At 31.2% G+C, this 23,585-nt stretch carries 20 protein-coding genes; 10 read left to right on the forward strand and 10 right to left on the reverse strand.

The window, feature by feature from the left end; genetic code table 11:
• Positions 1 to 236: 236 nt before the first annotated feature.
• Both lepA and BVC87_RS19225 read left to right on the forward strand, forming a co-directional pair.
• A complete protein-coding gene (gene lepA / locus BVC87_RS19220) occupies positions 237 to 2,033 on the forward strand; it encodes a translation elongation factor 4 (protein WP_075344033.1) in 1,797 nt (598 codons plus the stop codon).
• Between the two features lie 90 nt (positions 2,034 to 2,123).
• Complete coding sequence (locus BVC87_RS19225) at positions 2,124 to 2,843, forward strand: Bax inhibitor-1/YccA family protein (RefSeq protein ID WP_083629631.1); 720 nt, start codon at positions 2,124 to 2,126, stop codon at positions 2,841 to 2,843.
• 60 nt (positions 2,844 to 2,903) lie between these two features.
• On the opposite strand, the gene BVC87_RS19230 is transcribed toward BVC87_RS19225, so the two are convergent.
• The 5 genes from BVC87_RS19230 to BVC87_RS19250 all read right to left on the reverse strand — a co-directional run bounded on the left by BVC87_RS19230 (position 2,904) and on the right by BVC87_RS19250 (position 8,204).
• Positions 2,904 to 3,668: a LytR/AlgR family response regulator transcription factor gene (locus tag BVC87_RS19230; protein ID WP_075344035.1), complete on the reverse strand. Its 765-nt coding sequence runs from the start codon at positions 3,666 to 3,668 to the stop codon at positions 2,904 to 2,906.
• Positions 3,665 to 4,003, reverse strand: a complete 339-nt coding sequence (locus BVC87_RS19235; RefSeq protein ID WP_075344036.1) for a hypothetical protein — start codon at positions 4,001 to 4,003, stop codon at positions 3,665 to 3,667. The genes BVC87_RS19230 and BVC87_RS19235 overlap by 4 nt, the downstream gene beginning before the upstream one ends.
• 3 nt (positions 4,004 to 4,006) lie before the next feature.
• A complete protein-coding gene (locus BVC87_RS19240) occupies positions 4,007 to 4,849 on the reverse strand; it encodes a sensor histidine kinase (RefSeq protein WP_234974696.1) in 843 nt (280 codons plus the stop codon).
• Positions 4,850 to 5,000: 151 nt separating this feature from the next.
• Positions 5,001 to 5,792 (reverse strand): CPBP family intramembrane glutamic endopeptidase, encoded by a 792-nt coding sequence (locus BVC87_RS19245; RefSeq protein WP_075344038.1) that lies wholly within the window; start codon positions 5,790 to 5,792, stop codon positions 5,001 to 5,003.
• A 6-nt stretch (positions 5,793 to 5,798) separates the two neighbouring features.
• Complete coding sequence (locus tag BVC87_RS19250) at positions 5,799 to 8,204, reverse strand: outer membrane beta-barrel protein (RefSeq protein ID WP_075344039.1); 2,406 nt, start codon at positions 8,202 to 8,204, stop codon at positions 5,799 to 5,801.
• A 571-nt stretch (positions 8,205 to 8,775) separates the two neighbouring features.
• Here BVC87_RS19250 and BVC87_RS19255 point away from each other — a divergent pair.
• Together BVC87_RS19255 and BVC87_RS19260 are read left to right on the forward strand one after the other, a co-directional pair.
• A complete protein-coding gene (locus tag BVC87_RS19255; RefSeq protein WP_075344040.1) occupies positions 8,776 to 10,800 on the forward strand; it encodes a M12 family metallo-peptidase in 2,025 nt (674 codons plus the stop codon).
• A 30-nt stretch (positions 10,801 to 10,830) separates the two neighbouring features.
• Positions 10,831 to 14,115 (forward strand): discoidin domain-containing protein, encoded by a 3,285-nt coding sequence (locus BVC87_RS19260; RefSeq protein ID WP_075344041.1) that lies wholly within the window; start codon positions 10,831 to 10,833, stop codon positions 14,113 to 14,115.
• Between the two features lie 36 nt (positions 14,116 to 14,151).
• On the opposite strand, the gene BVC87_RS19265 is transcribed toward BVC87_RS19260, so the two are convergent.
• Entirely contained in the window at positions 14,152 to 14,658 is a 507-nt protein-coding gene (locus tag BVC87_RS19265) for a hypothetical protein (RefSeq protein ID WP_143569845.1), read from the reverse strand.
• Positions 14,659 to 14,762: 104 nt separating this feature from the next.
• Positions 14,763 to 15,473: a zinc metallopeptidase gene (locus BVC87_RS19270; protein WP_075344043.1), complete on the reverse strand. Its 711-nt coding sequence runs from the start codon at positions 15,471 to 15,473 to the stop codon at positions 14,763 to 14,765.
• Positions 15,474 to 15,569: 96 nt separating this feature from the next.
• Between BVC87_RS19270 and BVC87_RS19275 the strand changes: the two genes are divergently transcribed.
• The 6 genes from BVC87_RS19275 (at position 15,570) to BVC87_RS19300 (ending at position 19,894) form a co-directional block, all read left to right on the forward strand.
• Positions 15,570 to 16,601 (forward strand): asparaginase, encoded by a 1,032-nt coding sequence (locus tag BVC87_RS19275; protein ID WP_075344056.1) that lies wholly within the window; start codon positions 15,570 to 15,572, stop codon positions 16,599 to 16,601.
• A gap of 248 nt (positions 16,602 to 16,849) precedes the next feature.
• Positions 16,850 to 17,575 (forward strand): MotA/TolQ/ExbB proton channel family protein, encoded by a 726-nt coding sequence (locus BVC87_RS19280; protein ID WP_075344044.1) that lies wholly within the window; start codon positions 16,850 to 16,852, stop codon positions 17,573 to 17,575.
• Positions 17,576 to 17,577: 2 nt separating this feature from the next.
• On the forward strand, positions 17,578 to 18,018 hold the full coding sequence (locus tag BVC87_RS19285) for a hypothetical protein (RefSeq protein ID WP_075344045.1): 441 nt from the start codon (positions 17,578 to 17,580) through the stop codon (positions 18,016 to 18,018).
• Positions 18,019 to 18,024: 6 nt separating this feature from the next.
• A complete protein-coding gene (locus BVC87_RS19290) occupies positions 18,025 to 18,660 on the forward strand; it encodes an ExbD/TolR family protein (protein ID WP_075344046.1) in 636 nt (211 codons plus the stop codon).
• Positions 18,661 to 18,677: 17 nt separating this feature from the next.
• Entirely contained in the window at positions 18,678 to 19,148 is a 471-nt protein-coding gene (locus BVC87_RS19295) for an ExbD/TolR family protein (RefSeq protein WP_075344047.1), read from the forward strand.
• Between the two features lie 80 nt (positions 19,149 to 19,228).
• A complete protein-coding gene (locus tag BVC87_RS19300; RefSeq protein ID WP_075344048.1) occupies positions 19,229 to 19,894 on the forward strand; it encodes a porin family protein in 666 nt (221 codons plus the stop codon).
• Here the strand turns inward: BVC87_RS19300 and BVC87_RS19305 are convergent.
• The 3 genes from BVC87_RS19305 to asnS form a co-directional block, all read right to left on the reverse strand.
• Positions 19,889 to 20,488 (reverse strand): hypothetical protein, encoded by a 600-nt coding sequence (locus BVC87_RS19305; protein ID WP_075344049.1) that lies wholly within the window; start codon positions 20,486 to 20,488, stop codon positions 19,889 to 19,891. The two genes, BVC87_RS19300 and BVC87_RS19305, sit on opposite strands and share 6 nt — an antisense overlap.
• 3 nt (positions 20,489 to 20,491) lie before the next feature.
• Positions 20,492 to 21,955: an RNA polymerase factor sigma-54 gene (gene rpoN, locus BVC87_RS19310; RefSeq protein WP_075344050.1), complete on the reverse strand. Its 1,464-nt coding sequence runs from the start codon at positions 21,953 to 21,955 to the stop codon at positions 20,492 to 20,494.
• Positions 21,956 to 22,042: 87 nt separating this feature from the next.
• Positions 22,043 to 23,485: an asparagine--tRNA ligase gene (gene asnS / locus BVC87_RS19315; protein WP_075344051.1), complete on the reverse strand. Its 1,443-nt coding sequence runs from the start codon at positions 23,483 to 23,485 to the stop codon at positions 22,043 to 22,045.
• Positions 23,486 to 23,585 lie beyond the last annotated feature (100 nt).

The following is a 23,585-nucleotide window of genomic DNA, read 5'->3' on the forward strand; positions in this document are numbered from 1 at the left end:
TATGTAGTAAGTAGGTTTTCTCAGTAATTAAAAGGTGTTAAGAGGAATTATAAATAGTTAAAAAGGAAAAAAAAGGGTTGAAAGGATCATGAAAAGGTCAAATAAAAGGAATTTGAATCCTTTAAATTCACATCTTAAGCAAATCAAAAAAATGATAAAGTTTTGGCATAACTTTTTATTTGATATAGCCTTTCAAATAGCGTATCTTTGTCGGTCATTAGAAGTTAATAGAACGAATGAAGAACATTAGAAACTTTTGTATTATCGCGCACATTGATCATGGAAAAAGTACGCTTGCAGACAGATTATTAGATTTTACCCAGACTGTAACCGAACGCGAGAAACAAGATCAGTTGTTAGATAATATGGATTTAGAGCGTGAGCGTGGAATCACGATTAAATCACATGCCATTCAAATGGATTATGTCCATAATGGAGAACCGTTTATCTTAAATTTGATTGATACTCCAGGTCATGTTGATTTCTCTTATGAAGTTTCTCGTTCTATTGCAGCCTGTGAAGGAGCATTGTTAATTGTAGATGCAGCTCAAAGTATACAAGCACAAACAATTTCTAATTTATACTTGGCTTTAGAAAATGATTTGGAAATTATTCCAGTATTGAATAAAGTAGATTTACCATCTGCAAATCCAGAAGAAGTTACTGATGATATCGTGGATTTGTTAGGTTGTGATCCTGAAGAAGTAATTCCTGCTAGTGGTAAAACTGGTTTTGGAGTAGATAAAATTTTAGAAGCAATTATTGATAGAATTCCTGCGCCAAAAGGAAATCCTGATGCTCCTTTAAAAGCCTTAATTTTTGATAGTGTTTACAATTCTTACCGTGGAATTGAAACTTATTTTAGAATTATCGATGGTTCTATAAAGAAGAATCAGAAGATTAAATTCATGGCTACCGGAAATGATTACTTTGCTGATGAGGTTGGTACATTAAAATTGAATCAAGAACCTAAAAAAGAAATAAAAACTGGAGACGTAGGATACCTAATAACAGGTATTAAAACGGCAAAAGAAGTAAAAGTAGGAGACACAATTACTGATTTTGCAACTCCAACTACAGATACTATTGAAGGTTTTGAAGATGTAAAGCCAATGGTATTTGCAGGAATTTACCCTGTAGATACGGAAGATTATGAAGAATTAAGAGCTTCTATGGAGAAGTTACAATTGAATGATGCTTCTTTAGTATTTCAACCTGAAAGTTCTGCAGCATTAGGTTTCGGTTTCCGTTGTGGATTCTTAGGGATGTTACACATGGAAATTATTCAAGAGCGTTTAGAGCGTGAGTTTAATATGACAGTTATTACAACGGTTCCTAACGTATCTTACCATGCCTATACTAAGAAAGAACCAGACGAGATTATTGTTGTAAATAATCCATCTGATTTGCCAGACCCATCTAAGTTAGATAGAGTAGAGGAGCCTTTTATTAAAGCTTCAATCATTACTAAATCTGATTTTGTAGGTCAAGTAATGAGTTTATGTATAGAAAAGCGAGGACAAATCATTAATCAAACTTATTTAACTCCAGAGCGTGTTGAATTGATTTTTGAAATGCCATTAGCTGAAATTGTATTTGATTTTTATGATCGATTAAAAACAGTTTCTAAAGGTTATGCTTCTTTTGATTATCACCCAATTGGATTGAAAAAATCGAAGCTGGTTCGTGTAGATATGTTATTGAACGGGCAATCGGTAGATGCACTTTCTTCGTTATTACATGATAGTAATGCGTATTCTATAGGAAAGCGTATTTGTGAGAAGTTAAAGGAATTAATTCCACGTCAACAGTTCGATATTCCAATTCAGGCTGCTATTGGAGCAAAAATTATTGCTCGTGAAACGGTAAAAGCATTACGTAAAGATGTAACTGCTAAGTGTTATGGAGGAGATATTTCACGTAAACGTAAACTATTAGAAAAGCAGAAAAAAGGTAAAAAACGTATGCGCCAGGTTGGTAATGTAGAAATACCACAACAAGCATTCATGGCCGTATTGAAATTAAACGATTAAAATATAGAAAAGCTCAGTAATTTTTTACTGAGCTTTTTATTTGAAAATAAATTATACCTTTGTGAAAGAAAAATTAAATTAAAAATTATTATGGAAAATTCATTCAATTCATTTGATAACAACAGAGTTTTAGTAGCGCATTCAACAGAACTAGAAAGAGTAGAGTTTTACAAGAAAACTTATGCACATGTAGCAGGAGGTGTATTGCTATTTATGGTTTTTGAGTTCTTTTTATTACAAAGCGATACTATTGTGAATTTTATGTTTTCAATGACACAAGGTTGGAAATGGTTATTATTACTCGGAGGTTTTATGTTAGTTACTAATTATGCCGAAAGTACAATTTTAAGAACTACGGATAAAAATTTACAGTATATGGCCTATGCAGGTTATGTATTTGCTGAAGCTATTATTTTTGTTCCTTTACTAGCTATTGTAACTCGATTAATGGGACCAGAAGGGATAGCAATTCTTCAACAAGCAAGTATTGTAACATTAACTTTGTTTGCAGGATTGTCATCTATAGTATTTATAACAAAAAAAGACTTCTCTTTTTTAAGATCTGCAATCACAATAGGCTTCTTTATTGCTATTGGTTTAATTGTAGCTGGTGCTTTATTTGGGTTTAATTTAGGATTATGGTTTTCAGTTGGTATGTGTGTATTAGCAGGTGGATCTATTTTATATCAAACATCAAACTTAGTACACAAATTCACAACCGAAGATTACATACCAGCAGCATTAGGGTTATTTGCATCTTTAATGTTATTATTTTGGTACGTTATACAAATCTTTTTAGATAGAGATTAAAAAATAAATTACAATCGTTTATATATCAAAAAAGACTCGAAAACTCGAGTCTTTTTATGTTTATTGTTCTAGCCATTTTCTGAATTCTGCTGTTGTTGAGGAGCTGGTCATTGGTTTTTCTTTGTATCCAGTTACAGAGAGTAATAATCTGTTTTTAAAATGATTTTCAATACCTTCTATATAATCAATACTTACAATTTCACTTCTATTAATTTTAAAGAATTTCACAGGATTTAATTGAGAGTAAATAGAACCTAAATTTTGAGAAATGGTATGTCTTTTCCCATTTTTATCTATAGCAAAACAAAAATCTCCTGATGCTTCTATAAAAGTTATGTCTATGACATTTAAAAGCTGAATGCCAGTGCTTTTTTTAATTACAAATCTCTTTTTATAACTCGTGTTTTCTTCCTTTAAAGCAGATTTTAGTTCTGATAGAATCTCAGTATTTAAATTGTTATAACTTCCTTTTTTAAATAACGATTTATATTTTTCTATAGCTTTAGTTAATTCCAGTTTGGTATATGGTTTTAAGATATAAGCAATTCCATTAGTATTAAAAGCTTTAAATAAATACTCGTCATGAGCAGAACAAAAAATAATAGGAATGTCTGTATTAATTTCATCAAATAAATCAAAAGAAATTCCGTCTAAAAGTTGAATGTCAGATAAAATAAAGTCGTAAGTATTTTGCGCTAAAAACTTTTTACCATCTTTTACAGATCTTGCCCAATCATGTGGTGCTTCATTTCCAAAATAGTCATTAAGATAACTTTCTAACTTTTGGTAAGCAGGCATTTCATCTTCTAATATTAGTATTTTCATAAATCATCTTTTTTAAGTCTTGTAAAGATTTCAAAAACAGTTAAACCGATTAGAATAGTTAGCAAAACTGCATGGAATAAAAATAATCTTATTTGAAAGGTAGCAGAATCATTATCTTGATATCTCTTAGTTTTACTAAGTTGAATATAGTCTACAGCTGTATTTCTTAAAAACTCAATGTCATTAGAACTATTAACCTTGTTAATCATAAATTGAGAAGTTGTATCATTCTTTTTTCTCAAGAGATCTATTTTTTTACTACTCTCATCTATTTGAATAAAAGCAATAACAAAAATTGCAATTAATAAAACAAGAGAACTTATTAAACGTTTCATAGATTATTCTGCTAACTTGATTATAGGTATGATAACTTTAAACTCATTAGCTGTATTAATAACACTAATCTCTTTGTCAGATAATAACAAGTATCTTGTTTTTAAATTTTCTAATCCAGTACCTAATGAATCTTTTTTTACCATTAGATCAGATTTTGAGTTTAATACAGTTAAATAATCATTGGTAATTTGAATCTTTGTTTTTATAGCTATGTTTCCACTTGGTTTATTATGTTTTACTACATTTTCTAGTAAGGTTTGTATAGCTCCTGTAGGAATGAATAAATCTTCAACTGTAGCATTATTTTCAATAGAAAAATTATAGTCGTTACCAAAACGGGTTAAGATTAAAAAAATGTAGTTTTCTGCAAATTGTACTTCTTTGGATAACTCCATTACTTCAGAGTCTTTAGTTTGGATTAAATACCTGTAAATCAAAGATAAACGATTAATGTATTCTTTCGCTTTATTAGAATCAGTATCAATTAAGCTATCCAAAGTATTCAGATTATTGAATAAAAAATGAGGATCAATTTGAGAGCGTAATAACTTTAACTCATTTTCTTTTTGTTGTTTTTCTATTTCTGCAAACTGCGTTTGACCTTCATAAAACTTTTTCATTAATAAGATTCCAAGAGGGAACCCTACCATGTCAGTTGCATTGTATAAACCTTTTTGTAAGTATAGAAAAATGTTTTTAATGTCACTTAAAGGTTTTCCTGCAGTAAATCTACCAATAATATTTTCTAAAGTACCAAAGAATGTTAGCAATAGCGTAGCTAAAACAAAGAAAGAAATATATTTTTTTTGTTCAATTAACAGTTTAGGAACTAAGTGTATAAACATTAAAATGATTATAATAGAAATTATAGCTGAGCTAGGAAAATCAATTATATACTCGATTAACCTATTGCCTTGTCTATAATAATCAATACAGTTAAGTAATATAGTAACCGAAAATATAACTGAAAGAATTATCCAGTCCGACTTATTAAGCTTAGTATTCATTGAGTTGAATTTTTTCTGGAATATGTTTTTTTATTACATAAAGACCAAATAAAAGGCAAGGTAAGGAAAGTATAATTGAAAAAACAGCCCCTGTTAGATCTGTTTGGTTTGTAATTCCTTTTTGAAAAGGAATGCCTATGCGATCAATTTTTGCAGCAAAATCTATTAGTGCATGAATTATAATTAACGGATAAATACTTTTTGTAGCTATTAGTAATGCACCAAATAAAAAGCCAATAAAAGTAGCAAAAAAGAGTTGTGATATCTCACCAAATATACCTTTGTCAAATTTGATTAAGTGTGCTAAACCAAAAGCTAAAGCAGAAATTATTATGGCTTTGGTAATCGACTTTTTATCCTTACTGCCAAGTTTAATGAATAAAGGTAAAAGAACACCTCTTAAACTAAATTCTTCGGAAAAACCTATACTAACACAGTATACAGCTAAAATTAAAATTTGGTATAGACTAAAGTTAGGGATGTCATCAGCAAATACAAGGTTTAATGCAACAAAATAGAGTAGAGGAAACCATAATAAATGTTTCTTTTCAGGTTTGTACGAGTTCAATCCTCCTAAATTAGAAAGATCATTCTTCCAAATAAATAGGAATGAGATTAAAGTCAATATGATGTTACTAGCTGTTTTTACTAATAAATGAGTATTATAATCGTAAATCTCGTTAGAAATTAGGTAATCTTTTACAACATTATTAGTTAGTAGAATCACTATAAAAAAAGTAATAAATAACACAATCTGCTTTGTAATACTATTCTTCTCCATGTTGTATTAGTTATTATCTTGAATTCTATTTTGTTCTTCTTGAGAAGCATTTCTCTTACTTTTCTTCTTACCAAACTTAGCACCAAAATTGTATGTTAATCTAAGTTGCACATTTTGTCTAGATCCATTACTTTCTATGTTAGCATCAATGTTGTTATAATTTACAGTTCCTACAAAACCTCTATCTAATACTTTATTGATTCCTAAATTCACTTTCAATCGGTCATCTAAAAACTTTTTCCCGAATGAGAAGTCTAGATTTCCAATCCATCCCACATTTATTTGTCCTTCTAAAGCTCCTGTTCCAAAGTAACTAGACATTTCTGCGTCAATTTCCCATGGTAATTCATAGCTTGCTTGAGTATACCATCCTAAATTCCATTTAGATAATGAAAAAGGAACTGTAACAATATCAGTTACACCAGATTCAAATTTATTATAATCGACTATGAAACCTGTAAAACCTTCTACATCTTGGATAAAATCTAACGGTCCGAAAATTCTAAAATTCCAGTTTTTTCGATCTTGAAGATTTATTGTAGTTCTAGAAATTTGTGCATTCTGATTGGTTGGAGTTACTTCCTCTTGAGAAATAAATAAGAACAAATCGTCTTTAGTTTCACTATAACTTACAGTAAAGAATGGTTGATTGTCAAATGTTAAATTGAATTGTAGGTTGTTTGTAAATGCTGGAATTAATCTAGTATTTCCACGTTCGCTAGTAATCACATCGTATAAAGTAACAAATGAATTCAAACTATTGTAATTTGGTCTTCTAATACGATAACTGTAAGCCACATTTGCACCTAACTTTTCCGTAATCTTTTTGCTAATAGATGCACTTGGGAAGAATTCAGAAATTTTTCGTTGTAATGTAGTATTAGTAGTTCTAGAAGTACCTTTAGTAACACTATTTTCGTAACGTAAACCTGCTGAAAAAGACCAAGTGTTTACAGTTGCATTAACTTTAGTATAGGCAGCAAAAATCTCTTCATCAATTAAGAAACGGTCGCTATCGTTGGGTTGAAAGATGAAATCACTTGTCCCATTTTGTAAAAATAATTGTAAATCACTATCTGTATCAATATCAGAATATTTTGTTCCGAAACTTAATTTGAAATTATCTGATAGTGTTTTGTTGTAATCTCCTTTAATGGTTCTAATAGAGAATTTTCCACTTTGTACAAATTTTTGATTAGGTAAGGTTTCTGTACTTCCATTTAGAACGGAATTGATGTTAACATTATCATCAGCAAAGTTGATATAGTTAAAGTCAATTACAAGCTTGTCTTTTTCTGACTTATATTCATAATAAGGATTGATCGTAAATGTTTTTCTATCTCTATCAAAGTCATTGTCAGAAAGTATAATTCTTTGACTGCTGTTTGTATCAATCACTATTCTAGCATTTGAGATTCTATCAGAATCTGTTGTATTGTATCTAGAGTTTATTCCTACAGAATGTTTGTCATTAATGAAATAATCTAAACCACCTCCAAATCTTAGATATTTAGGATCAAACGGTTCTATAGTGGTTTGGTCATAAGTATCTATAGAGTTAGTAACCGTATTTTCTACTCTTCTGTTAATGAATAAGTCATCTCTCCAAGTAGGAGCGGAAAACCCTGTATTTAGTTGCCAATTAAGCTTATTCTTATAACTAGCAATAGATGCGCTTGTACCATATTCAATACCTTCATCTTCACCTACCCAAAATCCTACAGAACCATGAGTCCCTAATTTTACATTCTTTTTAAGAATAATATTAATTATTGGTCCAGAACCTTCTGCATCGAATTCAGCTCCTGGTTGTTCAATTAATTCAACTTTAGCAATATTATCTGCAGGTAAATCTCTCAAAAGAGTTTGTGTATCCATGTAATCGGTAGTTTTCCCATTAATCAGGATTCTTATATCTGATCTTCCTGCGAAGTTAATACCGTTGTTAGTCACCAAAACTCCAGGAACTCTTTTTACTACATCTTGTAAATTACTGTTTAACATCTCAGATTGTTCTAAATCTAAAATTAATTTTTCGGCTGTTTGTTTAATAACAGGACGTTTACTTTTTACAACTACTTCGTCCAGAGCTTGATTTTCTTCTACAAGAGTAAAGTTTAAAATAACGTCCTTTGAAAGTTGAATTTTATCAGAAGTTTTGGTTTTAAAACCTAACATTGAAATTTCTATTGTATAGTTTCCTTTTTTTAGATTTTCAAAAGTGTAATTTCCATTGTCATCTGAAACTACACCCTTGGGCTGTGCGTTGCTATCTTGATTCAATAAAACAACATTAGCAAATGGTAAAGATTGATTTTGATCGTCAACAATTTTTCCACTGATACTAAATTGGGCATGATTTATTCCAAACGTTAGAATAGATAATGTAATTAGTAGTTTTAAGCTTTTCATTTGATTTTAGTTTTTTTAATGACACTTCAAAACTAGAATTGTTACAGAGCTTATAAAATTCAAAAAAGCTGAAATGGGGTAAAAACACGTTGAAATGGTTTTTTATATAATTATAAAATATATTGTTAAAAAAATAGCAGTAATTTAATCTCTAAAAAGGATACAGGTATTAATGGTAAAACTTACTTCTTTTTATTGGTGAACCACCTGTTAAACATTTGTTTAAGATGTTTTTTTTGTTGAAAATATTCTTGTTTTTCAGTGGTTATTTGATTTCCAGTATTTATATTTGTAGAGTAATTAACCCAACTAAATCCCTAAAAATGAAAACTAACCTATTTTCCCCATCAAGATTTATTGAATCTTTCGAAAAAGCTTTGTCTATCATAGATTGTAATCAATCTTAAATACCATATAATTTATCCGGATACTTATTAGTGTGAAAAACTAAAAAACTAGTTTTTTGCACCACCAGTTCGTAACTATTCAATTCGTACTTCGTAAGGCTTAGCTACTCTTATGATATATTGTTTGGTTGCTTCAATTAACCTTTGTTATTAAAATAAAAACCATGAAAACAAACTTTATGTTGTTGGCATTCTGTATGCTAGCAATATCTTTAACGTCCCAAACTCAAAAAATTAAACCTAAAGACCGAATTATTTCAGCTCAATTGATAGGTAAGAAATTTGAAGAAATCAAGTTGTTTAACTTCGGAAAAAATAGTGGTAGAAAACAGCGAGTTAAGATTCCTAAAGAGTTTAAAAATTACGAGTTATTGTCGTTGAGTCAACAAGCTATGAGACGTTTTTCTAATGCAAATGCATCTCCAGAAGCTATAAACTTACCATTACCAAACAAATCATCAATATTGATTTTACAACTGGTAAAAGTTGCTATCAAATCGGAGAATTTTACATCCATTGAATTACCAGCTAAACAAATTGTAAAACCATCAAACATTACCCATTATCGTGGAATTGTAAAGAATAAAAATAATTCTAGAGCGGCTATTTCTATCCAAGATGGCGAAGTGTATGGGTATATAAGTTTAGATAATGTAGTTGGTAATTTTGTTTTAGGAAAAGTAGAAGGAAGTACCAACCATATTTTATATGAAGATAAAGATATTAGTCATTTAAATAACTTTATTTGTCAAGCAGATGAATCTTATTACATAGGTACATCAAAGAACATAAAAAGTAAATCCGAACTTCCTCAGAGGCGTACAGGAAAATGCCCTGAAATTTTCTTTGATATTGCAAATGATGTAGTCAGAGATAAGGGAAGCACAAGTGCTGCGTCTGTGTTTGTTGAAGCTATGTTCAACCAAGTTGCAATACTTTATAATGATGAAGGAATTAACCTTAAACTTTCAGGAATAAGAGCATGGACTTCAACCGCACCATTTAATGATTTAGATAGCTATAGAAGTTACAGGAACAGAAATGGCTTTAATGGAGATTTGGGGCATTTTGTAACCTATAATTATTCAGGTGGTGTAGCATGGTTAGATGCACTTTGTGGATCTTATCGCTATGGGTTATCTGGGATTTACAGGAATTATTCCAATGTACCACGCTATTCATGGAATATTTCAACAATTGCACATGAATTGGGACATAATTTTGGATCTAGTCATACTCATGCATGTGTATGGAATGGAAATAATACAGCAATAGATGGATGTTATCAAACAGAAGGAAATTGCAGCAGACCAGGAGCGCCATCTGATGGAGGTACTATTATGAGTTATTGCCACTTGAATAGTGTAGGTACTAATCTTAGAAAAGGTTTCGGTTCTCAACCTGCTAATGTAATCAGAAGAGCAATAAATAACGCAAATTGTGTAGACTCATGTTCAGATAATGGAGGTGGAGGTAATGATGGAGAAGTAAGTTGTGCAGGAGTAGAAGAATGGTCTGGGAACACTAACTATTCTTCTGGAGACAGAGTTGTGTATAATGGAAGGCTATTTGAAAGAACTGGCAACAATGATTGGAATGATTTAGGAGCTTGTAGCTCTGATAATTGTTATGGGGTTAAGGAATGGAAAAGTGATACTACTTACATAGAAGGTGACTTAGTCGTATATCAAGGGAATTTATTTAAAAGAGAGAATAATAATTGGACAAGCCTAGGATCTTGTGATAATCAAAATGGAGATCCATGTTCAGGAATAGATCCATGGCAAGAAAATACGAATTATCAAGCAGGAGATAAAGTTATATATCAAGGAAAAGCCTTCGAATGGGACGGTTCTCAATGGATTGAATTAGCGACTTGTACTTCTCAACCTGGCGTAAAATTAAAAACTATTGATGGAAATAATTTTACATCTATGGGGCTTCAAATATACCCTAATCCTGTCAAAGAATATTTAAGTTTTAAAGTAACAGACATGAATACCAATGAAACTAAGGTGGATTTGATGAACATATTAGGTAAGTTAATATTAACTAAAAACATAAGTGGAATTTCTCCAAGTGCTACAATTTCAGAAAAAATAGATGTAAGGGTATTACCTAAAGGAATATACCTATTAAAAGTAACCAACGGAGATAAAAGTATTGCTAAGAAAATTATGATAAAATAGAATTAACCTTCAATCAAAAAACCGATAAAAATGAAACAATTAACCTCATTAAAATTAACGATGGCAGCACTACTGTTGTCATATAACTTTTCGGCAGTAAATGCCCAAGAGTTATACGAATTGTCTCAAGAAGAAAACTTAAAAGTAAAAAAGTTTGAACGTTTGGGAGAAAAGTACTACAAAACCCACAGCAAAGGTAAGGGTAGTGGATTTAAATTATTCATGAGAAACTTGTATTGGGCAAAGCGGAATCAAGATGCCAATGGTCGTGTTATTAGTGATCGACAAGTGGTAGACGAATGTGAAAAATTCAAAAAGCAATTCAATACGAGAGAAATTCAATCCAAACAAGTTAAAAATGTGAGTGGTTGGAAAGAACTCGGTCCTTTTAAATGGACAAGAACTAGAAGTTGGAGTCCAGGTTTAGGAAGAATAGTTTCTATAGCTGTAGAACCAAGACAACAAAGTATAATCTATGCAGGTTCACCAGGTGGTGGAATATGGAAAACTACTAATGGTGGTTCTTCATGGAGTCCATTAGGTGATAATATGACCAATATGTCAATATGGTCAATTGCTATAAATCCAACAAACACAAACACAGTTTACTTGGGGAATTCTGCAGGGCAAATCATGAGATCTACCAATGGAGGGAGTTCATGGTCAGAAATTTATCGTGTAAACGGAACGCCTAGGAGAATTCTAATTCATCCAAATGGAAATACAATTTTTATAGGTACTTCAAAAGCGTTGTATAGATCTACCAATAGAGGAGCTAGTTTTTCCTTAGTGTTAAATGCCAATTCAGAAGATGTGGAATTTAAACCAGGGAACACCAATGTTGTTTACGCCTGTGGAAGTAGTTTTTATAAATCTACAAATGGAGGAGCATCTTTCAGTAGAGTTACGAGTGGTATAAATCGTACAGAACGAATGAAAATGGCAGTAACTCCTGCTAATCCGAGTTTGGTGTATTTAGTGCAAAAGAGAGGAAGTAGTTTTGGATACATTTATAGGTCGACCAATAGTGGTTCTAGTTTCTCAACCAGATCAAGTTATCAAACACTATCAACAAGCGATGTGTATTTTACTCAAGCATCTAGAGATATGGCTATTACAGTATCAAATACAAATGAAAATGAAGTTCATGTAGGAGGAATGGATTATTCAAGGTCTTTAGATGGAGGTAGGTCATTTACAAAATTAGCAACTTGGAGTAGCCCTGGAGATAGATCTTATGTACATGCAGATATTGAAGTAATGCAGTATATCAACGGAACTATTTATGTAGGAAGTGACGGTGGAATTTTTAGAAGTTCAGACCGTGGAAATAATATGAGAGATCTAACTCAAGGTGGATTAGCTGTTCGACAGTATTATAGAATAGGAAATTCTGCTACCGATGCAAATATGATTGTTGGAGGGGCACAAGATAATGGAACAAATATTATGAGAGGTTCTAACCGACAATTTGTTGAATGGTTAGGTGCCGATGGAATGGAATGTTTTATAGATCATAAGAATAGAAACATTATATATGGTACCGTACAATTTGGTAGCTTATACAAGAGTACTGATGGCGGTAACAGTATTGGAAGTATTAGTAAACCAGGAAACTTTAGTGGAGAGTGGGTAACACCATTTACCATGGACCCTATTGATAATAGAAAAATTTATGTTGGTTATAGAAATTTATATAGGAGTAACAATGGAGGTGCTAATGGAAGTTGGACTAATATTACTTCAAGAATAAATATTGGAGATAATTTAGATGAAATGGCAATTGCAAACTCTAATAACAATTATATCTACATTGCAGATGAAGGTAGAGTTTGGAGAACTAAAAATGGACAAAGCAGTAATCCAACTTGGACAGAAGTAAGCAATTTCAGAGGTGACGTAAACTTTATTGCTGTAGATCCAAATAATCCAGAAAGAGTTGCTATTGCAGCTACAGGTTCAAGAGTATATATTTCTACAAATGCAGGTAGTAACTGGACAAATATTAGAGGTAACCTTCCTAATATAGCGGCTCAATGTTTAGTATTTGATGATACAAGTAAAAATGGACTTTATGTAGGTATGCAATCAGGTGTTTACTACACAAATGACGATTTAAACTCTTGGGTGTCATTTTCAAAAAATTTACCAGGAGTACAAACTACAGATCTAGAAATTCATTATGGAACTAGAAAACTTCGTTTAGCTACTTACGGAAGAGGTATTTGGGAGTCTGATTTATATAGCGAAGATAATACTAATGATAAAATCAATGCACCAAGCGATTTAGTAGCTTCTTTAAATGAAAGAAATGTAACTTTAACTTGGAAGGATAATTCAAATAACGAATCTGGTTTTGCAATTCAAAGGAATGACGGACAAGGTTTTAGTAGAATTGATTATGTAAATGACCTCACAACTTACACCGATGAAAACCTTGCAGATGGTACATATACATATAGAGTTAGAGCTTATGATGTTGCCGATTATTCAGATTTTTCAAATGTAGTTGAAGTAAAGGTAAATGATAATACAAATGAACCAGATATAAAAGATGATTGTAATGGTTGTGTGGTTTACGATACAAATAGCGAGGAAACTACTAATGCAGATCATGCTAAAGAAAAGGCTGCTGATGGAAACCCAAATACATATTGGCATTCTAATTGGTACGATGATAATACATCACATCCGCATTTTATTGCTATAGATTTAGGTGAAGAAAAAGAGTTGGTAGGCTTTTCATATCAAGGACGACAATCTGGTACAACAGGTATGGTAAAAGAGTACATTCTTTTTGGATGGAATGGAAGCAATTGGGAACAATTATCAGCAGGAGAACTTCAAAAATCAACATTGAAACAATCTGCAGATTTTAAACAGTTTAAAACTCGTTATCTATATTTTAGAGCACTTTCAGAAGTAGATGGGAAAAGATGGGCTTCAGTAGCGGAATTTTCAGTAAAATATATTAATATTCCTACAGTTGCAAGTGAGATAGAAGGAGGAAATGTAATAGCGCCAAGTGTAGTGGAAAGCCAAACGCAGCCAAATGTTGATCTACAAGATTTTGAAGGTGTTAAAGTTTTCCCAGTTCCTTTTAAAAACAAATTAATTGTAAAAGGACTAAAAACTAGAAAATCAGCTAGGAGTTTAAAATTAATAGGAATTAATGGTCAAGTTGTGCCAATAGGGAAAGGTTATGATGGTGAAAACTTAATTATTAACGTGAACGATGCTTCAACAGGGTTTTATATCATACAGTTTGAAGAGGGGAGCACTATGAAATCCTTTAAAGTATTTAAAAAGGATTAATCTAAAAGCCTCAGTATTTACTGAGGCTTTTTTAATTTAAATTTTATCGATTAACTTCTTAGGTTGCTTTTTAGGTTTTTCTTTCGGGCGTTTACTACCAGGAAAAACTAAAGAAGTACTAGAGAAAGTAGAACCAAAGTTTGCATGTGCGTAAAATACTTGGCTAATGGCATCATAAACCTGCTCTTCGGAAAGTTCTTTTAAAGGATGTATAAATACAGACCATAATACATCATCGGAAATAGCATACTTTACATCTAATGCAGTATGAAAATTAGCCATTAACGAAGCTGTTTTTAACTCTTCTGTTAATTTTTCACTAGGTGCTATAGGAGAGATAATTCGCATTCTATTATGAGTGGAGTCCGCAATAGCTATAAATGGAATTTCTTTAATCATAAATCGCCATTGTGGTTTTTGACTTACAATACTATCACTAGCACTTTCAAAAATATCACCGAGTTTAGTTAATGTCATTTCTTGACTTGACAATGATATTTGGGCTAATAAAAAGAGAACGACTAGAGTTATATGTTTTTTCATAAGAATGATTTTATAACTTAGACGTAAGTATATCATTAACATAACAAAGGCTCCTAAAAAAATAGGAGCCTTTTATTCTTTTACTTATAAATAATAGAGTATAACTAATCTCTACTACTTGCCATTAATTTCATTACCCAGTACAATAGCATAGCTAAAGATCCTAATGCAGCTACTAAATACGTTCTAGCTGCCCATTTTAAAGCGTCTTTAGATCCTGCTAATTCATCACGAGTAACAATATGTTTTTGTTCTAACCAAGCTAAAGCTCTATTACTAGCATCATATTCAACAGGTAATGTTACAAAACTAAATAATGTTGCAATTCCCATTAAAAATACTCCTGCAGCTAAAACCCAATATCCTAAAGAAGAAGCAGCCCCTAATAGTAAACCACCCATTACTAAATACTGTGAAAATGAAGAAGAAATATTAACCATTGGAACTAAATCTGAACGCATTTGTAACCATTTGTACGCTCTAGCGTGCTGAACTGCATGTCCAACCTCATGAGCAGCAACAGCTGCAGCGGCAGCATTTCTCTGATTGTAAACTCCTTCACTCAAGTTCACTGTTTTATTTTTTGGATTATAATGATCAGTTAACATTCCTGGAGTAGAAATAACCTGTACGTCAGAAATACCATGATCTGCTAACATTTTTTCAGCTATTTCCGCACCACTCATTCCGTTTCTTAATTGAACTTTAGAATATTTTTTAAATTTTCTTTTCAATGTATTACTAACTACCCAACTTAAAAGGGATACGGCTCCGATAATAATATAATATTCAAAACCTATTGCAGTATGTACCATACTTTTACTTTTTTAATTGATTTTATTGTTCCTTTGTTTGATAAATTTACAACATAAATTATTCCATTTCAATTAATGGATATAAAAATTGACAAAATGACAAACGAACCAAACATATTATTAGTATATACTGGAGGTACTATAGGTATGGTGAAAGATTACAAAACAAATGCGCTTAGAGCCTTTGATTTTAGTCAGATTTTAGAGAAAATTCCTGAATTAAGACAGTTAAATTGTAGCATTGATACAGTTTCATTTGAAGAGCCAATAGATTCATCAAATATGAATACTAAATATTATGTCAAAATTGCCGAGATTATTGAAGAAAACTATAAAAAGTATGACGGTTTTGTGGTGTTAACAGGATCAGATACTATGTCTTATGTTTCTTCTGCAATAAGTTTTATGTTTGAAAACTTACAAAAGCCAGTAATATTTACGGGGTCACAATTACCTATAGGGGATTTAAGAACAGATGCAAAAGAGAATTTAATCACATCAATTCAAATCGCTTGTGCTCATGAAAATGGTAGGCCAGTTATTCAAGAAGTAGGCTTGTATTTTGAATATAAATTGTATAGAGCTAATAGAACAACTAAAATTAATGCAGAACAATTTGAAGCATTTACTTCTATGAATTTTCCTCCATTGGCGGAAAGTGGAGTCCATTTAACATTTAATAAACACTTACTTATATATAAAAATGATGAAAAAAATGCATTAATTTTTAGAAAGAACTTGGTTGAAGATATCGCAATACTTAAGCTCTTTCCAGGGATTACTCCTCAAGTTATAAAAGCAGTATTAGGAATAGAGAACTTAAAAGGATTAATTCTAGAATCCTATGGAGCAGGTAATGCACCTACTGAAAAATGGTTTATTTCATTATTAGAAAAAGCTATACAAGATGGGCTTAAAGTTGTAAATGTTACCCAGTGCGCAGGAGGAAGTGTTATTTTAGGATTATATGAAACCAGTACTGATCTAAAAAATATGGGAATCATTAATGGTAAAGATATTACTACTGAAACAGCTGTAGCTAAAATGATGTATCTGTTAGGAGAGAATTTATCTCAAGAAGAGTTCAAACACTATTTTGAATCCTCGCTTCGAGGAGAAATAAGTTAAAAGATGGGTATTATTTTCATAATGAAACAGAAAGCATGTTTTTTGTAACAAAAACTCAAAGTTTTTTAACAATAACCTTGATTTTTTTTTACTGAACCAACATTTTTTTGTTAATTGGCAGTCTGAAAACTGGGGGTTTTTATCTATGTACCAAAATTTACGATAACGGTTGAGGTAAAACGCCTACGTTTTTACAATTTTAAATTTGTATTTTTAACACGTTAACTATTTAAATTAATTATAACAAAATGAAAAAAGCAGTAAATGTCCTAACACTTACAGGAGTTATGTTCTTTGGGGCTATTCAGTCAACTTTTGCTCAAGAGGCAGCTAGTACAGTTGAAAAAACTTTTCACCAAGATTTAAAGCAACGTTTTATTGAAGGTGGTCCAGGATTCATGGGTATTGTATTAGTTACTCTAATTTTAGGTTTAGCTATCGCAATAGAAAGAATCATATATTTAAACATGGCAACTACAAATACTAAGAAATTAGTAGCTAGCGTAGATGACGCTTTAAGTTCTGGAGGTTTAGAAGCAGCTAAAGAAGTTTGTAGAAATACTAAAGGACCTGTTGCATCTATTTTTTACCAAGGATTAGAAAGATCTGAAGAAGGTATAGATGCTGCTGAGAAAGCTGTAGTAGGATATGGTGGAGTTCAGATGGGACTATTAGAAAAAAATATTTCTTGGTTATCTTTATTTATCGCATTAGCACCGATGTTAGGGTTCATGGGAACTGTAATTGGTATGATTGGAGCTTTTGATGCAATTGCAGTTGCAAACGACATCTCTCCAGCGGTAGTAGCAGGTGGTATTAAAGTAGCTCTTTTAACAACGGTATTTGGTCTTGTAGTAGCTATTATCTTACAGATTTTCTACAATTACATCGTGTCTAAAGTAGATAGCATTGTAAATACAATGGAAGATGCTTCAATTTCTTTAATTGATTTATTAGCTAAGTACAAAAAATAATTATGAATAGTAGTAGAATATTAACAATATTGGTTGCTGTCATTTCTGTGATTGGGTTTGTCCTTTTCATAAGAGTGTTAGGAGTCGATGAAGAAAATGTACAAGAACTTTCTGGAGTAGTTTCTCCGTTAGTAGGTTTTTCACTTGTACTCTTATATGTTACAGTTGGTATAGCAGTTGTTGCGTCATTCCTTGGGATTTTCAAAAATTCAGGAGCTTTAAAGAAAACTTTATTAGGAGTATTAGGTTTAGGAGTAGTATTATTAGTGTCATATCTAATTTCTGACGATGGTCAAGTAGTTGATGCTAATAAGGAAGTAATTGCTGCTGCTCAAAGTTCAGTTTCTAAATTAACAAGTACAGGTATATGGACAAGCCTTGTGTTGTTAGTTTTAGGAGGAGCTTTTTTTGTGTTTGATTTATTTAAAGGATTAGTTAAATAATTTAATATGGCAAGAAGAGAAAACCCAGAAATTAATGCAGGTTCTATGGCAGATATAGCCTTCTTGCTTCTTATCTTTTTCCTAGTAACTACAACTATGGATGTTGACTCAGGTATTTCTAAGAAATTAGCTGAAAAACCTCCTAAAAATTACGATCCACCAAAGATCAAAGAGAAAAATATATTCCAAATTAGTATTAACAGAAACAATGAATTATTTGTTGATGGTGATGTAATGGAATTAAAAGATTTAAAAGCTGCGGCTATTAAATTTGTTGATAACGGTGGAGGTGTTGGAAATCCAATGCCAGGAGAAACTAAAGGTAAAGAGTGCGATTATTGTGGAGGTGAAAGAGACCCAGGTTCTTCAGATCACCCAAATAAGGCAATTATCTCGATAGAAAGCGATAGAGCAACTGAGTATGGAACTTACGTTACTGTACAGAATGAACTATTAAGTGCTTATTCTGAATTAAGAAATAAGTTATGCCAGAAAAAATATGGTATATCTTTTACTGAATTGGAAGAGTCATACAAAGATAGTGGTAGAAAGGATCAAGATTTAAAGAGAAAAGTTGAGAGTATCAAATTAAGTTACCCTCAAATTATCACTGATTTAGATCCAACTAGTGATGGTAATTAATAAATAAACAATTTATTATGTCTAAATTTAAAAAGAAGAAATCAGGTCAACAAGCCATATCTACAGCTTCTTTACCAGATATTGTATTCATGCTGTTATTTTTCTTCATGGTAACAACAGTAATGAGAGAAACTGATCTAAAAATAGACAGTCCTCGACTACCAAGTGCTACAGAAGTAAAAAAATTAGAGCATAAAAGTTTAGTAAGTACTATCTATGTAGGTAAAGCAAAAGATGCTAAGTATGGTACTAAATTCAATAGTATTCAGTTGAATGATAAAATAGCTACGCCAGAAGATATTCCTGCTTTTATCTTAAATGAGCGTCAGCAAGTTTCAGAAGCTGAAATACCATTTATGACTACTTCTATCAAGGCAGATAAAGAGTCTAGTGTTGGTACACTAACTGATATCCGTCTTAAATTAAGAGATGTAAATGCACTTAAATTAAGTTTATCTACACAAAAAGGAAGTAGTATTTCTAAATAAAAGAAATATTTAAAATATTTATAAGTTAAAAGAGCAATTTTATATTGCTCTTTTTTTATACAAAGATTTTATATTTACATATGAAATATTGTTTTTTTACTTTGTTTTTTGTCTTTTCTACTCATCTTTTGTTAGCTCAAAAAGATTCTTTGAAAATAGGAGATAAGTACTGGGAAGATCAACTGTATTTGAATATAAGTTACAATGTATTACAAAATCAACCTTCAGGTACGGAAGATAGTGGTTTCTCTTATAGCTTTTCTGGAGGTTATATTAAAGATGTTCCGTTAAATAAAAGAGGTGATTTAGCAGTTGGTATTGGACTAGGATATGGTTTTAGTTCTTTTAATCACGGTTTACAGGTCATAGATGATACTACTATTGAACTTCAGAATGCAATAACGAATAATAAAATTACATTACATAATTTAGAATTACCTATTCAATTTAGATGGAGAACATCTGATGCAGTAACCTATGCTTTTTGGAGAGTTTACACAGGGGTAAAAATGACGTATAATTTGTCGAATACGCATAGTTATATCCTAAATAATCAGTCTATTGAGTTTTCTAATGTTTCTTTTTTTAATAAATTTCAAACGGGTTTAGAGATCTCTGCAGGTTACGGAGCTTTTAATTTATATGGCTATTATGGATTTACACCTATCTATAAAGATATAACAATTGCTAATGAAAATTTAAACTCAAAGATTATAAAGTTTGGATTAATTTTTTATTTATTATAAGATATAATAAATCGCAAGTTGACTTACTAAACCTATTATAAAGCCTAAATAAACCTCTTTCGGAGTATGTGCCTTTAAATATAGTCTTGAACTACCTAAAAGCCCTGAAAGGATGATGAAAATGACAATAAGAGGTAAAAGAGAGATATTGTATATAAGTTGAAGTACAATAAAAAAACCTATTGCACTTCCCATAGAAAGTAGATGTAAGCTTGTTTTAGTTTTTGTAAAAAAGATAAAATATACTAGTATTAAACCTAAAAGAGTACCGTAACATAAATACGTTAATTCCCTAACTATAGCAAAACCATAAAAGAATTTCCCTAAAATTAGGAATATGGTCATCATTATGAATAATGGTATTTTTCTTTCTTGGATGGTGTGGACTTCAAAAGACTTTATCTTTCCTGTTAATTTTAAGAAAATAAGAAGCAACATAGGAAAAACATAAGTTGCTAGAAATAATATAGTCAGAAGATAAGTTTGTTGTTTTATATTGATTCGATTTGGTGTAATCATGAAAAAACACAAAATACCTATAGTAGGCATAACTACAGGATGTAGTATAGTAGATATAAACTTCTGCCAACTCATTGATTAAATCTCCTTTCTTAATCGAGCTACAGGTATGTCTAGTTGCTCTCTATACTTTGCTACGGTCCTCCTAGCTATTGGATAGCCTTTTTCTTTTAATAATTTCGATAATTTTTCATCTGTTAACGGTTTACGTTTATCTTCTTCAGCAATAACATTTTCCAATATCTTTTTAATTTCACGGGTAGAAACATCTTCTCCTTGATCATTTTTCATAGATTCTGAGAAAAAGTCTTTAATTAATTTTGTTCCATAAGGAGTGGAAACATATTTACTGTTAGCTACCCTAGATACTGTTGAAACATCCATGTTGATCTGATCCGCAATATCTTTTAAAATCATTGGTTTTAATTTTCGCTCATCACCTGTTAAAAAGTAATCATATTGATAATGCATAATAGAATTCATGGTCACTAATAACGTTTGTTGACGCTGTTTAATAGCGTCTATAAACCATTTAGCAGCATCTAACTTTTGTTTGATGAACAATACCGCATCCTTTTGTGATTTACTTTTATCTTTTGAATCTTGATAGCCTTTAAGCATGTCATTGTATTCTCTAGATACATGGAGTTCTGGAGCATTTCTTGAGTTTAATGTAAGCTCAAGTTTACCGTCTAAAATTCTGATGGTAAAATCAGGAACAATTTGCTCTGCAATTTTGTTGTTTCCAGCGTAAGAGCTTCCAGGTTTAGGGTTGAGTTTAGAAATCTCAGTATTCACCTCTTTTAGCTCTTCTTCAGATATACTAAACTTATCTAGTAATTTTTTATAATGTTTCTTGACAAAATGATCAAAGGCGCTCTCTAAGACATTAATAGCTAAAGCTCTACTTTTGGTTTCTGATTTCGCTTTTAATTGAATAATTAGACACTCTTTTAAGTCTCTAGCTCCAACACCAATAGGGTCTAATTTTTGAACTACTTCAGTTAATACTTTTTCAACTTTGGCTTCTTCTGTAAACACATTTTGAGTAAACGCTAAATCATCTACTAAATCGATAATTTCTCGTCTGATATATCCACTATCATCAATACTACCTACCAAAAATTCAGCGATAGCTTTTTCTTCTTCATTTATTCTAAATGTATTGAGTTGATTTTTTAAAGATTGATGGAATGTTGTACCTGCTGCATAAGGCACTTGTTTTTCTTCATCATCCGAGGAGTAATTATTACTTTGAGTTTTATAACTCGGATACTCATCGTCACTTAAATACTCATCAATGTTAATATCTTCTGCATCTATTTTTTCATTTCCAGTATCATCATATTCAGCATCGTTTTGTAAAGAATCTTCAAAATTATCGGTTTCTTCTTTTCCAGTATCCAAAGCAGGATTTTCTTCAATTTCTTGTTTCAAGCGTTCTTCAAAAGCTTGAGTAGGTAATTGAATTAATTTCATCAACTGTATTTGTTGAGGAGATAATTTTTGAAGTAATTTTTGATGTAAACTTTGCTTTAACATAATTACAAATATATGAATTCAAAGAAAAAGAAAATCGCCATTCTTAGCTAAGAATGACGATGATCTTAATTATATATTACTGTAGAATTAAAATTCTGCATTTTGTGGTGTTCTTGGAAAAGGAATAACGTCTCTAATATTACCCATACCTGTTGTAAATAATACCAAACGTTCAAAACCTAAACCGAAACCTGAGTGAACAGCTGTTCCAAATTTACGAGTATCTAAATACCACCATAATTCTTCTTCCTCTATATCAAGAGCGGCCATTTTTTCTTTTAAAACATCTAAACGCTCTTCTCTTTGAGAACCACCTACCATTTCTCCAATACCTGGGAATAATACATCCATAGCTCTTACAGTTTTTCCATCTTCATTTAATCGCATATAAAATGCTTTAATTTTAGCAGGATAATCAAATAAAATAACTGGACACTTAAAGTGTTTCTCTACTAAATAACGTTCGTGTTCAGATTGTAAATCAGCTCCCCATTCATCAATTGGAAATTGGAATTTTTTCTTTTTGTTAGGTTTACTGTTACGTAAAATATCAATAGCTTCTGTATAAGAAACTCTTTTGAAATTGTTATCCACAACAAACTTGATTTTTTCAATTAAAGACATTTCACTACGCTCAGCTTGTGGTTTTGTCTTTTCTTCTTGAAGTAATCTGTTCTCTAAGAAATTTAAGTCATCCGGACAGTTATCTAATACATATTGTAAAACGTACTTGATGAAATCTTCAGATAAATCCATGTTTGCATCTAAATCGTTAAATGCAACCTCAGGTTCAATCATCCAGAATTCTGCTAAGTGACGTGTAGTATTCGAATTTTCAGCTCTAAAAGTAGGTCCGAAAGTGTATACTTTACCAAGTCCCATTGCATATGTTTCAGCTTCTAATTGACCAGATACTGTTAAATTCGTCTGCTTACCAAAGAAATCCTGAGTATAATCTATCTGACCTTCTTCGTTTAAAGGAGCTTTATTTGCCTCAAAGTTGGTTACTCTAAACATTTCTCCAGCTCCTTCTGCATCTGAACCTGTAATTATAGGTGTATTTACATAGTAAAATCCATTTTGTTGAAAATACTGATGCACAGCAAAAGATAGAGCAGAACGTACTCTCATAACAGCACTAAAAGTGTTAGTTCTAACACGTAAGTGTGCTTGCTGTCTTAGAAATTCTAACGAATGTCTTTTAGGTTGTAAAATTGTTTTTGATACTTCATCTGGATCAGCATCTCCTAATATTTCAACATTGGTAACTTGTATTTCTACAGATTGTCCTTTTCCTTGACTTTCAACTAAAGTACCATTAACAGAAATAGCAGCGCCAGTAGTTATTCTTTTCAATAAAGCCTCATCTGTATTTTCAAAATCTACAACACACTGAATATTATTTATAGTAGAACCATCATTTAATTGGATAAAACGATTACTTCTAAATGCTCTTACCCAACCTTTGACATTTACTTCTTGTAGAAATTTTTCTGAAGCTAATAATTCTTTTACGCTACTTGTTTTCATCTGTTTGAAAATTTTTTGATTTCTGAATATTCAAAAAATTTGAATGGATTCAGTTACTCACATAACATTTTAATCATTTTAGCATGATGAAAATTTATGT

This window comes from Tenacibaculum agarivorans, from assembly GCF_001936575.1.
GTDB lineage: Bacteria > Bacteroidota > Bacteroidia > Flavobacteriales > Flavobacteriaceae > Polaribacter > Polaribacter agarivorans.